Origin of the sequence: Microbacterium sp. LS_15 (assembly GCF_041954735.1) — a bacterium.
In the GTDB taxonomy this organism is placed as follows: Bacteria; Actinomycetota; Actinomycetes; order Actinomycetales; family Microbacteriaceae; genus Microbacterium.
Map to the genome: position 1 here is coordinate 19220 of NZ_JAVAYD010000021.1, position 13122 is coordinate 32341.

General features: G+C 70.2%; 11 protein-coding genes. 4 read left to right on the top strand and 7 right to left on the bottom strand.

Annotation, left to right across the window (positions count from 1 at the left end; genetic code table 11):
• Nucleotides 1-34 precede the first annotated feature (34 nt).
• From RAC69_RS16195 to RAC69_RS16205, 3 genes are all read left to right on the top strand, one after another.
• Complete coding sequence (locus RAC69_RS16195; protein WP_375087736.1) at nucleotides 35-394, top strand: GNAT family N-acetyltransferase; 360 nt, start codon at nucleotides 35-37, stop codon at nucleotides 392-394.
• Nucleotides 394-1311 carry a pirin family protein gene (locus RAC69_RS16200; protein WP_375087737.1) on the top strand — a complete coding sequence of 306 codons (918 nt, stop codon included), beginning with the start codon at nucleotides 394-396 and terminating at the stop codon, nucleotides 1309-1311. Before RAC69_RS16195 ends, RAC69_RS16200 begins: the two co-directional genes overlap by 1 nt.
• A gap of 306 nt (nucleotides 1312-1617) precedes the next feature.
• Nucleotides 1618-2448 carry a DUF6226 family protein gene (locus tag RAC69_RS16205; RefSeq protein WP_375087738.1) on the top strand — a complete coding sequence of 277 codons (831 nt, stop codon included), beginning with the start codon at nucleotides 1618-1620 and terminating at the stop codon, nucleotides 2446-2448.
• A 98-nt stretch (nucleotides 2449-2546) separates the two neighbouring features.
• Here RAC69_RS16205 and RAC69_RS16210 read toward each other — a convergent pair whose 3' ends face one another.
• From RAC69_RS16210 to RAC69_RS16240, 7 genes are all read right to left on the bottom strand, one after another.
• Nucleotides 2547-5720 (bottom strand): S8 family serine peptidase, encoded by a 3174-nt coding sequence (locus RAC69_RS16210; RefSeq protein WP_375087739.1) that lies wholly within the window; start codon nucleotides 5718-5720, stop codon nucleotides 2547-2549.
• A gap of 184 nt (nucleotides 5721-5904) precedes the next feature.
• A complete protein-coding gene (locus RAC69_RS16215; protein WP_375087740.1) occupies nucleotides 5905-7362 on the bottom strand; it encodes a cation acetate symporter in 1458 nt (485 codons plus the stop codon).
• Nucleotides 7359-7733: a heavy metal transporter gene (locus RAC69_RS16220; protein WP_375087741.1), complete on the bottom strand. Its 375-nt coding sequence runs from the start codon at nucleotides 7731-7733 to the stop codon at nucleotides 7359-7361. Before RAC69_RS16220 ends, RAC69_RS16215 begins: the two co-directional genes overlap by 4 nt.
• The gene (locus tag RAC69_RS16225; RefSeq protein WP_375087746.1) at nucleotides 7730-8443 is read right to left on the bottom strand and encodes a LytR/AlgR family response regulator transcription factor; all 714 of its coding nucleotides are present in this window, start codon (nucleotides 8441-8443) and stop codon (nucleotides 7730-7732) included. The genes RAC69_RS16220 and RAC69_RS16225 overlap by 4 nt, the downstream gene beginning before the upstream one ends.
• Before the next feature lie 25 nt (nucleotides 8444-8468).
• Nucleotides 8469-9653: a sensor histidine kinase gene (locus RAC69_RS16230; protein ID WP_375087742.1), complete on the bottom strand. Its 1185-nt coding sequence runs from the start codon at nucleotides 9651-9653 to the stop codon at nucleotides 8469-8471.
• A 137-nt stretch (nucleotides 9654-9790) separates the two neighbouring features.
• Nucleotides 9791-10036, bottom strand: coding sequence for a YbdD/YjiX family protein (locus RAC69_RS16235; protein ID WP_375087743.1), 246 nt, complete (start codon nucleotides 10034-10036; stop codon nucleotides 9791-9793).
• 1 nt (nucleotide 10037) lies between these two features.
• Complete coding sequence (locus tag RAC69_RS16240) at nucleotides 10038-12320, bottom strand: carbon starvation CstA family protein (RefSeq protein ID WP_375087744.1); 2283 nt, start codon at nucleotides 12318-12320, stop codon at nucleotides 10038-10040.
• 196 nt (nucleotides 12321-12516) lie between these two features.
• Here RAC69_RS16240 and RAC69_RS16245 point away from each other — a divergent pair, with 196 nt between their 5' ends.
• The gene (locus RAC69_RS16245; protein ID WP_375087745.1) at nucleotides 12517-13098 is read left to right on the top strand and encodes an ECF transporter S component; all 582 of its coding nucleotides are present in this window, start codon (nucleotides 12517-12519) and stop codon (nucleotides 13096-13098) included.
• The last annotated feature ends 24 nt before the right edge of the window (nucleotides 13099-13122 follow it).

Consider the following 13122-nt stretch of genomic DNA (forward strand, 5'->3'; position numbering starts at 1 on the left):
GTAGGTTGGACGCAGACGCCCGAAGGAGCATCCGATGACCGACTTCACCGTGACCCGCAACGACGACGCCTCCCGCTACGAGATCCACTCGGGCGACACGCTCGCCGGCTTCGCCGAGTTCCAGCAGCGCCCCGGCGCCATCCGCTTCATCCACACCGAGGTCGACCCGGCATTCCAGGGGCAGGGGCTCGCGAGCATCCTCGCGAAGGATGCCCTGACGGATGCCGCGGCGACGGGCGACGCGATCGTGCCGCTGTGCCCCTACATCGCGAAGTATCTGACGACGCACGAGATCCCCGGCGCGGAGATCCGCTGGCCGCAGCGACCGGCGCCGATCGCCGGCACGGACGCAGCCGGCACGGATGCCTCCGGCACCGACCCCGCGGACTCCTGATGATCGGCGAGCGCCGCATCGTCCTCGAGCCACGCGAGGTGCCACTCGGCGGCGTGCGCGGCATGAACGTGCTGCGCCTGCTGCCGCACCGCAACCTGCCCACCATCGGCGCGTGGTGCTTCCTCGACCGCTTCGGCCCCGCCGACACGCGCATGCGGGTCGAGCCCCACCCGCACATCGGCCTGCAGACCGTGACCTGGCCGCTCGTCGGCGAGATCCGGCACCGCGATTCCCTCGGTAGCGACGCCGACCTGCGCCGCGGCCAGCTCAACCTCATGACCGCAGGCAACGGCATCTCGCACTCGGAGTACTCGATCGGCGACGACCCGATCCCGCTCGACGCCCTGCAGTTCTGGGTCGTGCTGCCCGAGAGCGCGCGCCACGGGGCGGGCGGGTTCGAGCGTCACACCGACCTTCCGAGCGTCGTTCTCCGCGCGGTCGAGGGAGCGGATGCCGCGGCCACGGTCGTCCTAGGCGAGTTCGCCGGCATCACCTCGCCAGCCACCGTGCACACGCCGATCGTCGGTGCCGAGATCGCGGTCGCCGCGGGCAGCACGGTGCGGTTGCCCCTGCGGGGCGACTGGGAGCACGGGCTCATGCTCGTCGAGGGGGATGCGGTGGTGTCGCAGCATCCGACGGAGCTCAACGACATGCTCTACCTCGGCGACGAGCGGGATGCCGTCGAGGTGTCGAGCGCGGACGGCGCCCTGCTGTTCCTCGTCGGCGGGGAGCCGTTCGAGGACGAGATCGTCATGTGGTGGAACTTCGCGGGCAGGTCCCACGAGGAGATCGTGTCGGCGCGCGAGGACTGGGAGGCGGCATCCGAGCGCTTCGGATCGGTGGAGGGGCACGACGTGCGCATCCCGGCGCCGCCCCTGCCCGACGTGCGGCTGATGCCCCGCGGGCGGAAGATCTGACGGCGATGGAATCGGATGTGTTTCGCGGGCCGCTGAGCGAGATGCCGGACGCCTCCCGTGGTTCTCTGATCTGGCCCAGCGCCCCCGCACCGCAGCCCCCACGCTTCGTGACGGGTTTCGAACTCTTCGCGCGATTCGCGCGCGATACGGGTGAAGATCCCGCGGCCCTCGCCGAGGACCTCGCCGCGCTGTGGGCCTTCCTCGCGGAGCATCCCGCGATCCTCTCGCCCCCCCGAAAGGGCGACCTCCGCCGCACGGTTCCTGGGCAACACGATCACCACCGCCCACCCCGGAGCGACGTGGCGGATGACGAACGAACCCGAAGTGGGCACGTCGACGCGGTCCATCCCCGTGGAGGGTCTCATCCGGATGATCGTGGAGCACCCCGATCGGCGCGAGGCCTTTCTCGACGAGATCGCCTCCTGGCCCCAGGCCGATCAGGACGACGCAGAGCTCTCGAGCATCGCGAACGAGCCCGCTGCGGTCGACCTCGTCCCGGCACCGGTGCCCTTCGCGCGTCCACCGCTCCCGGCGCAGACGTTCATCGACGCCGAGGGTCAGGTCATCCACTACGGATCGCGCTGGGGCGACGAGTCGCCGCCCGAGGACGCCTATTCGCGGGAGACCCACCCCGAGCGCTTCGCGCCCGTGCTCTCGGTCGTCGACGCCCTGATCGACCATCTCGAGACGTGGTACGTCGTCGACGTCGAGCGCCGGACCGACGATCGGGGGACACCGGTCACACACCTGCGACCGTCGACTGGAGCGCCGATCACCCTGCGCTCGACGGACGTCGGCATCGACGTCGAGGCCGGAGCGCTGTTCCGCGAGAGGATGCCTGGCTGCACGTGCGATGCCTGCGACGAAACCGCCGCGACGGTGGCCGACCGGCTGGAGGAGACCGTGCTCGCGATCGCCGCCGGAGGACTGCGTGAGGTGTTCCCGATCGGTCGACAGCGCTGGGTGCACACGCGGATCCTCGGCGTCGGCGGCGACCGGTCGAGCAGCGGCGCCCCCGATCCGTCGCTCTCATCGGAGCGGCTGGATGCTGCGGCGAAGGATCTCGGCCGTCTCCGCGACGGCTGGTGGCCCGCGTGGTCCCTGCGCCCGGGACGCTCAGCGCAGATCCCGCGCTGACGAGACTCACGGCAGCATCCGCACGGGCGAGACGACGCTCGCCCGGCGACCGAGGGGGAGGAGTCCGGTCGTCGGGCGAGCGAAGTGCGACGCAGCTGCTACTCGGGCTGCGCCGTCGGCGGAGCCTCGGTGGGCGGAGCCTCGGTCGGCGGAACCTCGGTCTTCGGGGCTTCCGTCTCCGGAGCCTCTGTCTCCGGGGCTTCCGTCTCCGGGGCGGCGGAATCCGGCGCATCCGCTGCGGCCGGAACATCGACCGTGAGGATCGTCCGCACGGCCGAGTCGCCGTACTGCACGAGCCCGAGGTAGCGGGTGCCGGGGGTCAGGCCGGTCCAGTTGAGGTCGTAGCTCGTCTTCTCTCCGCGCACGACCGCGAGCGGGTTCGGCGTGGCAGTCAGCGCGCCCTCGCCCTCGGGCTGCACGGTGGCGTAGGTCATGTCCCACGTCGTCGGCGCCGAGGTCGCGTACACGTTCGCGACGACCAGATAGGTGCCCGCGGTCGGGGCGGTGACGGTGACCTGCTCGTCGGCCGATCCGGTGGCCGACCGCCACTGCTCGTAGTACCGCAGGTCGTCGGGGCTCACCACCCGGTAGACGGTCAGGTCGAGGTCGCTGCCGGTGTCGTCCGAGGAGTCGAGGTCGAACCGGGCGAGCGTCGTGCCCTCCGGTACGTCGACGATCCACGACACATCCTTGTTCGCGTCACCCGATGCCTCGTCGCCCGAGTGCCCGACGACGCGGCCGTCGGGGTCCTCCAGCAGTGTGAACGGCGTCAGGCCCGAGAGCCCGAGGGGCAGATCCCCGTCGACACCCGGCGTGATCTCGACCGTGGTCGATCCGTCGACGCCCGTGCCCGTGACCTCTGCCGGAGCATCCGCCGTGACCGGGAACACCGCGATGGGAGACCGCACCGTGTTCTTCTTGCTCGTCCAGGTGAGCGAGCCGGTGGCCCACTGCTCGACGGGAGCGCTCTGGTTGTCGAACGTGACGGTGTAGGTCGCCTTCTGGCCGGGGCGGTCGAACTTCAAGGTCGACGGCGACACGGTGACGTTCACCCCGGGGACGTCGACGGATGCCGTGAACGTGCCCTTCTCGGTCGCGGTGACCGTGCGGGTGACCGTCTGCGCGCTCGCGAGCGAGCCGATCGAGATCGACGCGGAGTTGAGGTCGCTGCCGTCGATGGGGTCGCCGGGGAAGTCGGCGAGTCCCTTGCCCTCGAGGAACGCCATCCAGTCGACCACGTCGTTCAGGTAGAGCAGGCCGGGGTTGAACATGCGCTTCGGGTCGACCTGGCCGGCACCTTGAGAGAACGGGTCGCGGTTCGGCGATCCGTCGGCGTTCACCGTGTCGTACGCGGTGGTCATCATCGCGGACTTGATCTCGGCGGGCTTGGCGTTGGGCCGCTCGCCGAGGTACAGGGCCGCGAGGCCGGCGATGTGGGGCGACGCCATCGAGGTGCCGGAGAGGATGCCGAAGGTCGGCGCCTCGTCGGGGGCGTTGTTGGTCGCCGCGAGGATCGCGACGCCGGGAGCGGCGATGTCGGGCTTCATGACGTCGCTGCCGTCGGCGAGCATCGGTCCCCGGCTCGAGAAGCCCGCGATCTGCGGCGTCGGGGTGGTGACGCCGGTGGTGTTCTTGCCCACGAGGGAGATCGGGCGGTCGGTGCCGCCCTGGACGTAGGCGAGCACGGCCGCGCGGTACGCGGAGGCGAGGTGCACGGTCGGTATGGCGTGGAAGTCGTTGTCGAGCGAGTCGGCCCCGCCCGGCACGTTCACGAGGACCATGCCGATGCCTCCGGCATCCTTCACGACCTGCGACTTCTCGGCACGCGCGTTGTTGCCGCGATCGCAGACCACGATGTGGCCGGCGGCCTTCGCGGCGTCGAGCGTGCCGGGGAGGCACACCGCGGCATCCGCACCCGAGGAACCGGACGCCGGGATGTCGCCGGCGTACACCGAGGGGCCGGTCACGGTCTGACCGAACGGCACGCTGACCGAGGCTCCCGCCTGCGCGAAGCCGTCGAACTGCACCGTGCCCTCCCAGGTCGGGATGGTGGATGCCGCGACGGTGGTGTACCACGGCGAGGCGTGGTCGGCCGTGACCGGTTCGGGGCCGTCGTTGCCTGCACTCGCTGCGACGAAGACGCCCGCGGCGGCCGCGTTGAAGAACGCGATGTCTTCGGGGGCGAGGACGGTGGATGCCGCGCCGCCGCCAATCGAGTAGTTGATGACGTCGACGCCGTCGGCCACGGCCTGGTCGATCGCGGCGATGAGGTCGCTGCCCGCGCAGATGTCGTCGGTGGTGACCGTGGGGTCGGGTCCGACGTAGCACGCCTTGTACGCGGAGATCTTCGCGCCGGGCGCGACGCCCGAGATGGTGCCGAAGTCCACGCCCTCGACGGACGCCTTCACCTTGAAGTTGCCGGCCGCCGTGCTCGCGGTGTGCGATCCGTGACCGTCTCCGTCGCGCGGCGAGAGGTAGTCGTACTGGAAGTCGAAGCCGGCGGCGGCAGCGCCCGAGGAGAAGTACTGCGCTCCGATGAGCTTGCTGGAGTAGTCCCCCTTGTCCCAGCCCTGCCCCTCGACCATGGTCGCCTGGAAGCGGCCGCCGTCGGATTTGTCGAAGAACACGGACGTGCCGTCGGTGTAGGGCTCGCGGCCCTTGTGGCGCTTGTTGTCCTTCTTCTGCTGCTTGAGCTTCTTGCCCTCGAACGAGGGGTGCTCCGGGGCGATGCCGGTGTCGATGACGCCGACCACGACGCCCTCCCCGGCCTTGTCGACGCCGCCGGTCTGCTGCCAGACGCCGCCCTTGCCCTTCTTGTCGTCACCGAGTCCGAGGAAGCTCGTGGAGGTCTGGGCATCGGGGTGACGGATGAAGTCCGGGTACACGCCGTAGACGTCCTTCGAGGCGCGGAGCGTGTCGACCTGCTCGCCGGACAGCTGCGCACTGAAGCCGTTGAGCACCACCTGGTAAGTGGTGTCGGGTGTCACGCCGGCCTCCTGCGCGACGGTCTGCTGCTCGGCCTCGAGGTGCTTCATGTAGCGCAGCGAGTCCTGCGACTCGGGCTCGAGCTGCTCGCCCTCGGCGGGCTTCGTCGCCTCGATGCCGTCGACTCCGCCTTCGTAGCTGGCGAGGGGGTCGGCCTTCAATACGACGATGTACTGACCGGGCGTCCCCTCGATCGGGGTGGGTGCGTTCACCTCCTCCACGCCTGCGTATCCTGTGGTTGCCGTCGACGCGACGAACAGCACGGCCAGGCTTGTGGCCGCTGCCATCCGGAGGGGTGTTCGACCCATTTCAGTCTCCGATGATCGTGTGCGGCCTCTTGCCGCAACGCCGCTCAAAGTAACCCGGTCTCACATCGGACTGCCAGGTTCGGGGTCAAACCCTAGACGAAAGGCCAGTACGGCATTACTTGTCGCTCTTGAGGTCTCGTCGGTCCGGCGGGGTCCCCGGGGTTCAGAGCCGCTCGGGGGAATGCACTCGCGCGAGGAAACGCGCGGTGCGCGGCGACGGCCCCCGGGGATCGAGCAGCGACACGACGACAGTGACCGCCGTCGCCAGCGAGATCGTCCACGCGGCGGGCTGGGCAAGGTACGGCGCTGCGACGCCCACTCCGCCGATCGCCACGTGGACGACCAGGGCGAGGCCCGCGGCGAGGCCGCCCGACAGCATCCCGGCGACGGCTCCCCGGGCCGTGAGGCCGCGCCACCAGACGCCGAGCAGCACGACCGGCGACAGCGTCGACGCCGCCACCACGAACACGACGCCGACGCTCGATCCCAGCCCGGCGGGGGCGGTCAGCAGCGCCACCGTGAGCGGCACGAGCGCGCACAGCACGGCGGAGAGGCGGAACGATCGGACGGATCCGGAGAACACGTCCTGACTGATCACCCCGGCGAGCGACACCACGAGACCGGCGGACGTCGCGAGGAACGCCGCGAAGGCCCCGGCGACGATCAGCGCCGTGAGCAGTTCGCCAGCGATGCCGGGGAACACTCGCGACGGCAGCAGCAGCACGACCGTGTCGGCGACGCCCGGCACAGCGAGGTCGGGGGCGGCGATGCGGGCGAGGAGGCCCATCGTGCTCGACACCGCGTAGAACGCGCTCACCATGCCGATGACGATCACGGTCGTCCGCCGCGCCGAGACACCGGTCGGACTCGTGTAGAACCGCACCAGCACGTGCGGCAACCCCATGGTCCCGAGCAGAAGCGCCAACAGCAGAGATGCCGTCTCGTACGCGTCGAACCCCGAGGGCCCCGCCTCGGCGGGGAAGACGAGTGCGGGGTCGAAATCGTGGGGCCCGCCGCTCAAGGCGAACGCGATGCAGACGACGGGGACGAGCAGTGCCGTGAGCTTGAGCCAGTACTGGAACGCCTGCACGTACGTGATGGCGCGCATGCCTCCGGCGGCGACCGCCGCCGCGACGAGCACGGCGACGAGCACCGCGCCGACCCACTCGGGCACCCCGGCGACGACGAGCAGCGTGATGCCCGCGCCGTGCAGCTGCGGCACGATGTACAACCAGCCGATCACGAGCACCGCGATGCTCGTGACGCGTCGCGCCGCGGCCGACTCGAGCCGAGCCTCCATGAAGTCCGGGATCGTGTAGGCGCCGCTGCGCCGGAGCGGGGCCGCGACGAACACCAGCACCAGCAGGTAGCCCGCGGCGTAGCCGATCGGAAACCAGAACCCCCGCGCCCCGTCGAGCAGAACGAGGCCCGAGAGCCCGAGGAAGGTCCCCGCCGACAGGTACTCGCCGCTGATCGCCGAGGCGTTCCACACCGGACGCACCGTGCGGGACGCGACGAAGAAGTCACCGGTCGTCCGCGAGATCCGCAGCCCGTACACGCCGATCAGCAGGGTCGCGACGACGACGAGCGCGATGCCGACGAGGTCGAAGACGGCGTTCACTCCCGGTCCCGCAGCGCCCGGAACCGGCGTTCGTTGCGCGCCGCCGTGCGGACGTACAGCACCGCGAACACGAGGATGATCGGGTAGAACGCGTACGCCTGCAGCAGCCACGACAGCGGCAGCCCCCAGATGACGAACCGGTCGATCTCGGGGATCAGGGCGATCGCGAGCGTCAGCGCGATCACCACGAGCACGAAGCCCGCGACCGTTCCGAGGGCGAGTCGCAGCTGGCTGCGCATGAGCGCTCGGGTGAACACGGCATCCGCTTCATCGACCGGCGAGCCGGGAAGGGCGATGCCGCGGGTCAGGGGCGTCGTGCGCCGGGCGGGAGTCTCGGCCGTGACGCGGACGCGTCTGGGGGTCACGGTCACGGTGCCCCCTCGACGCGGAGAAGGGCATCGCGCACCGCGGGGATGAGTCGCCTGCTCACGGGCAGCACCGCGGCATCCACCACCACCGCCGGTTCCGCACCCGAGAGGCGCGCCTCCGTCACCGCCGCCGACCGGACCAGGGTGGAGCGATGGATACGCAGGAAGCCGACATCCGCCCACCGGGTCTCGAGTTCGGAGATCGGGATGCGGACGAGATGGCCGCCGTCTGCGGTGTGCAGTCGCGAGTAGTCGCCCTGGGCCTGCACCCAGCGCACGTCACTGCGCCGCACGAACCGCACGGTCGATCCGATCGTCACCGGCAGCGTCTCATCGTCGGCGCGGTCGACCTCGCCGACGTCGATCACCCGGTCGACGGCCTGCCGCAGCCGCGCGACCCGCACCGGCTTCAGCAGGTAGTCGGTCGCCCGCAGCTCGAACGCCTCGACGGCGCGCGCCTCGTCGGCCGTGACGAACACCACGGCCGGAGGTGCGGCGAGCGCCAGCAGTGAGCGGGCGAGGTCGGTGCCGAGGAGTCCCGGCATGTGGATGTCGAGGAACGCGATGCGCACGGCGCGCTGCGACAGTATCCGCAGCGCCTCCGCCCCCGAGGTCGCCGTGAGCACCTCGCCGATACGCGCGTCGAGGCGCAGCAGGTGCGCGAGCTCGTCGAGCGCCGGCTTCTCGTCGTCGGCGACGAGGACGTCGATCATGCCCACCTCGGTCGTCATCGGAGTCTCAGTCGTTGTCGGGGTCATGATGCGGCTGCGACTTCGGCACCCGCATTCGCACCAGGGTACCCGCGCCTGTGTTGGTCTCGACCACCAGCCCGCCGTCGGGTCCGTAGAGCTGGCGCAGACGTGTGTCGACGTTGCGGAGGCCGACGTGCAGTCCGTCATCGGCCGCGGTGAGCGTGGCGCGCAGCCCGTCGGGATCCATGCCGACGCCGTCGTCCTCCACCGTGAGCTCGGTATGGGTGCCGTCGTCGCGCGAGACGATCCGGATCTCTCCTCCGCCCTCTCCCGGCTCGATGCCGTGGCGCACGGCGTTCTCGACGAGCGGCTGCACCGACAGGAACGGGATGACGGTCGTGAGCGTCTCCGGCGCGATCTGCAGGGTCACGCGCAGACGCTCGCCGAACCGTGCGTGCTCGAGTTCGAGGAAGGAGTGGATGCTGCCGAGCTCCTCCGCGAGCGTCGTGAACTCCCCCTGCCGCCGGAACGAGTACCGCGTGAAGTCGGCGAATTCGAGCACGAGGTCGCGGGCGCGCATCGGGTCGGTGTGGATGAACGACGCGATCGCGGTGAGGGCGTTGTAGATGAAGTGCGGCGAGATCTGGGCGCGCAACGAGCGCAGCTCCGCCTCCGCCAACTGCGTGCGCGAGGCGTCGAGGTCGCCGAGCGCGACCTGAGCCGCGCACCAATCAGCCACCTCCTGCGCGGCGCGCACGAGCGCTGCCCCCACGGGAGACGCGAACGCGACGACCAAACCGATGATCTGCCCGTCGACGACGATCGGAGCGCCGACACCCTCGAGGCCGTCCGATCGCCCGTCCGTCGAGGGGAACACCTGCCGCCGCCCCGAGGCCCGCACCTGCCGGGCGATGCGCACCGCGGCGGATTCCAGCCCATCGGACGGCCCGTCGAACGACAGCGCGTCGTCGGCGCCGACGATCGCGACCGCCGCACTGCCGAGCAGCACCCGCAGGTGCCGCGCGGCCTTGACGACGTCGGGCCCCGCCAACCCCGCCCGCAGATGCGGCGCCGCGAGGCTGGCCTGGTGCAGGGCCTGCAGCGCCGCGCGCTCGGCATCGCTGCCGAGATCGGTCGACCCGCGCGCGAGCCTCCGCGCGAGCAGCAGCAGCACCGTCAGCACGATGCCGCCGACCGCGCCGAGGACCGCGGCGAGGACGACGTCGTTCATGCTTTCAGCCTAGGCATCCGGCATCCCTGATGCTCTCGCCGAGGCCCACCCGGCCCGTCGAGACCCACCCCCGCCAGCGCCGGGGACGGTGGGTCTCGACGCGCGCGGTGGGTCTCGACGTAGGTGACACGCGCGTGTCAGCAGCAGCGCGCACCCGGATTGCGGTCCTGGTCGTCCATGCGCTGACGCCAGAACTGCCGCTCGGTCAGCGGTTCCTCATCGGGGTGGTGGCGCCGGTGATGGGCGACATAGGTCGCGTACGCGGTGTCGCCCATCAGCGTCGTCATGTACCAGCGGATGCCGCGCCCCACCCGCCCCGCGGTGCACCAGAGTGCCCGCAGGGCGGTGGCCGCAGCATCCGTCCGGTTCATCGTGTCGGTCATCTCAGTGCGTCGATGCCTTGCGATCGTCGGCGAGGATCGGCTCCCACTGCTTCTCGAGCTCGCGCTCCTCGGCGGTCGGGAGGAAGCCCGCGGGGGCGTAACGGCGCGACGCGACCGGCGCGTCTTCGCTGTTCTCCCCTCCGCCGTTGCGGATCGCCTTGATGGTCGCCACGACCGCCGCGATCATGACGACGATCGCGAGGGTGACGAAGATGATCGACAGCGTGCCCTGCACCGCGGTGTTGCGGATGACAGCCTCCAGAACCTTCGGTTCACCGAGCGAGGTGTCGCCCGAGCTCAGTGCCTCCCGGTACCGGAAGTGGTTCGCCCAGTATCCGATCGCGGGGACCGGCGACAGGATCTTGTACAGCGATGCCGTGATCGTGACGACGGCCGTGAACGCGAGCGGCAGGCCGATGATCCAGAGCCACTTGAAGTAGCTCCGGCCGCGCTTCGCGACGATCGCGAGCACCACGGCGAGCGCGATCGCGGCCAGCAGCTGGTTCGCGATGCCGAACAGCGGGAAGAACGTGTTGATGCCGCCGAGCGGATCGGTGACGCCGAGGATGAGGATCGCTCCCCAGCCGGCCACCATGATCGCGGTGCAGATCCACACGCCGGGACGCCACGAGACGTCGCGGAACTTCGGGAACCAGGCGCCGATCGAGTCCTGCAGCATGAAGCGCGCGACGCGGGTGCCGGCATCCACCGCGGTGAGGATGAACAGCGCCTCGAACATGATCGCGAAGTGGTACCAGAACGCCATCAGCGCCTGACCGCCGAGCGCCTGCTGCATGATGTGCGCGAGGCCGAGCGCGAGGGTCGGGGCGCCGCCGGTGCGCGACACGATCGATTCCTCGCCGACCGCCGCGGCCGTTCCCGTGAGCATGTCGGGTGTGAGATTCACGCCCGTCAGCCCCAGGGAGTTGACGAAGGCGACGGCTCCCTCGACGGTGCCGCCGGTCGCGGCGGTCGGCGCGTTCATCGCGAAGTAGATGCCCTGGTCGATCGAGATCGCGGCCACGAGGGCCATGATCGCGACGAACGACTCCATGAGCATGCCGCCGTAGCCGATGAAGCGCGTCTGGCGCTCCTTCTCCACGAGCTTCGGCGTCGTCCCCGAGGCGATCAGCGCATGGAAACCCGACAGGGCGCCGCACGCGATCGTCACGAACAGGAAGGGGAAGAGCGGACCGGCGAACACCGGCCCCATGCCGTTCTCGCCGAAGATGCTGACGGCCGGGACCGAGATCTCGGGACGCACGAGAACGATCGCCCCGGCGAGCATGACGATCACGCCGATCTTCATGAACGTCGAGAGGTAGTCGCGCGGAGCGAGCAGCAGCCAGACGGGCAGCACCGCGGCGATGAAGCCGTAGATGATGATGCCCCACGCGATCGTCGTGCGGTCGAGGTGGAAGATCGCCTGACCCCACTCGGTGCCGGCGACCCAGCCGCCCGCGATGATCGCGGCCATCAGCAGCACGAAGCCGATGATCGACACCTCGGTGACCTTGCCGGGGCGCAGATAGCGCAGGTACACGCCCATGAACAGGGCGATCGGGATGGTCATCGCGACCGAGAAGACACCCCAGGGGCTCTCTCCGAGCGCGTTCACCACGACCAGCGCGAGGATCGCGACGATGATGAGCATGATGAGGAGGGATGCCACGATCGCGGCCGTGCCGCCGATCCTCCCCAGCTCCTGACGCGCCATCTGGCCGATCGTTCGGCCGCCGCGGCGCATCGAGAAGAACAGCACCGTGTAGTCCTGGACGGCGCCGGCGAGCACGACACCGACGATGATCCAGATCGTGCCGGGCAGGTAGCCCATCTGCGCGGCGAGCACGGGTCCGACGAGCGGGCCGGCGCCGGCGATGGCGGCGAAGTGGTGGCCGTAGAGCACTCGGCGGTCAGTGGGGACGTAGTCCTTGCCGTCCTGCTTGACCTCGGCGGGCGTGGCCCGACGATCGTCGGGACGCGTGATGTAGCGCTCGATGACCTTCGAGTAGAAGCGGTAGCCGATCAGGTACGTGCAGACCGCCGCGAACACGAACCAGATCGCGTTCACGGTCTCGCCGCGCACGATGGCCAGCATCACCCAGGCCACGCCGCCGAGCAGGGCGATGGCGGTCCAGAGCAGGATCTTCGGCAGAGTCCAGCGGTCCGAACGCTCGTGGTGCTCGTCGGTCAGAGCGACCGGCGGAAGCGTCGGGTCGGTGACGATCACGGGATCGTCGTCGGTGGTCGCGGCGCCGCGGCTGTGCGGCGAGGATGCGGTCATGGGGTTCTCCTCGGGATGCGCGTCATTGCGTTCACCCACGCTAGGGATCGACGGCGGTCGCACGGATGTCGGCGGCGGAGCGGTGCGACGAGCGGTGCGGACGATGCGACGAGCGGTGCGTCGAACGGATGCGGCGACCGGTTTTGCACGGCGGCTCGCGGCCGTCGCGGCATCCCTCCGCAAGTAGTCTGGAAGCGTGGCCCGCACCCCTCTCCTGTCGACGCGCGTGCTGCTCGTCTGCGCCGCGATCGGCGTCGCCACCGGCATCCTGGGCGGCATCGCCGGCTGGATCACCCTTCCGGTTCTCGCGGGCCCGGCGTTTCTCTACGGCCTCGTGCTCGGGTCGCACGTCCTGCCGGGGATCATCGCGCAGGAGGTGCTGCGCAGGCCGCTCGTCGCGCTCGTGACGCACGTGATCGCCGCGCTCATCTCGAGCGCGTTCAACCCGGCGTGGTCGCTGCGCTTCATCGGCACGGCGCTGCTGTTCGGTGCGATCCAGGAGGGGATCGCCGCGCTGACCCGCTACCGTGCGTGGGGCGCATGGCGGTTCTTCCTGTCGGCGGGTGTGATCGGCATCCTCGTCGCCGTGGTCGTGTTCTTCGCGGCGCACCTCGGGGCCCTGCCGCTGTGGGCGCAGATCGCGTATCTCGTGGTGTCGGTGCTCGGCTCGGTGGGGTGGACCGCGGTCGGGCTCGCGATCGGCTCGGCGCTGAGTCGCGCGGGCCTGGCGCGTCGCTGGCCTCGCGCCCCTCTCCTGCTGTCTCTTTATCACATCTGACGCTGCCGACCGTTCCTTACGTGT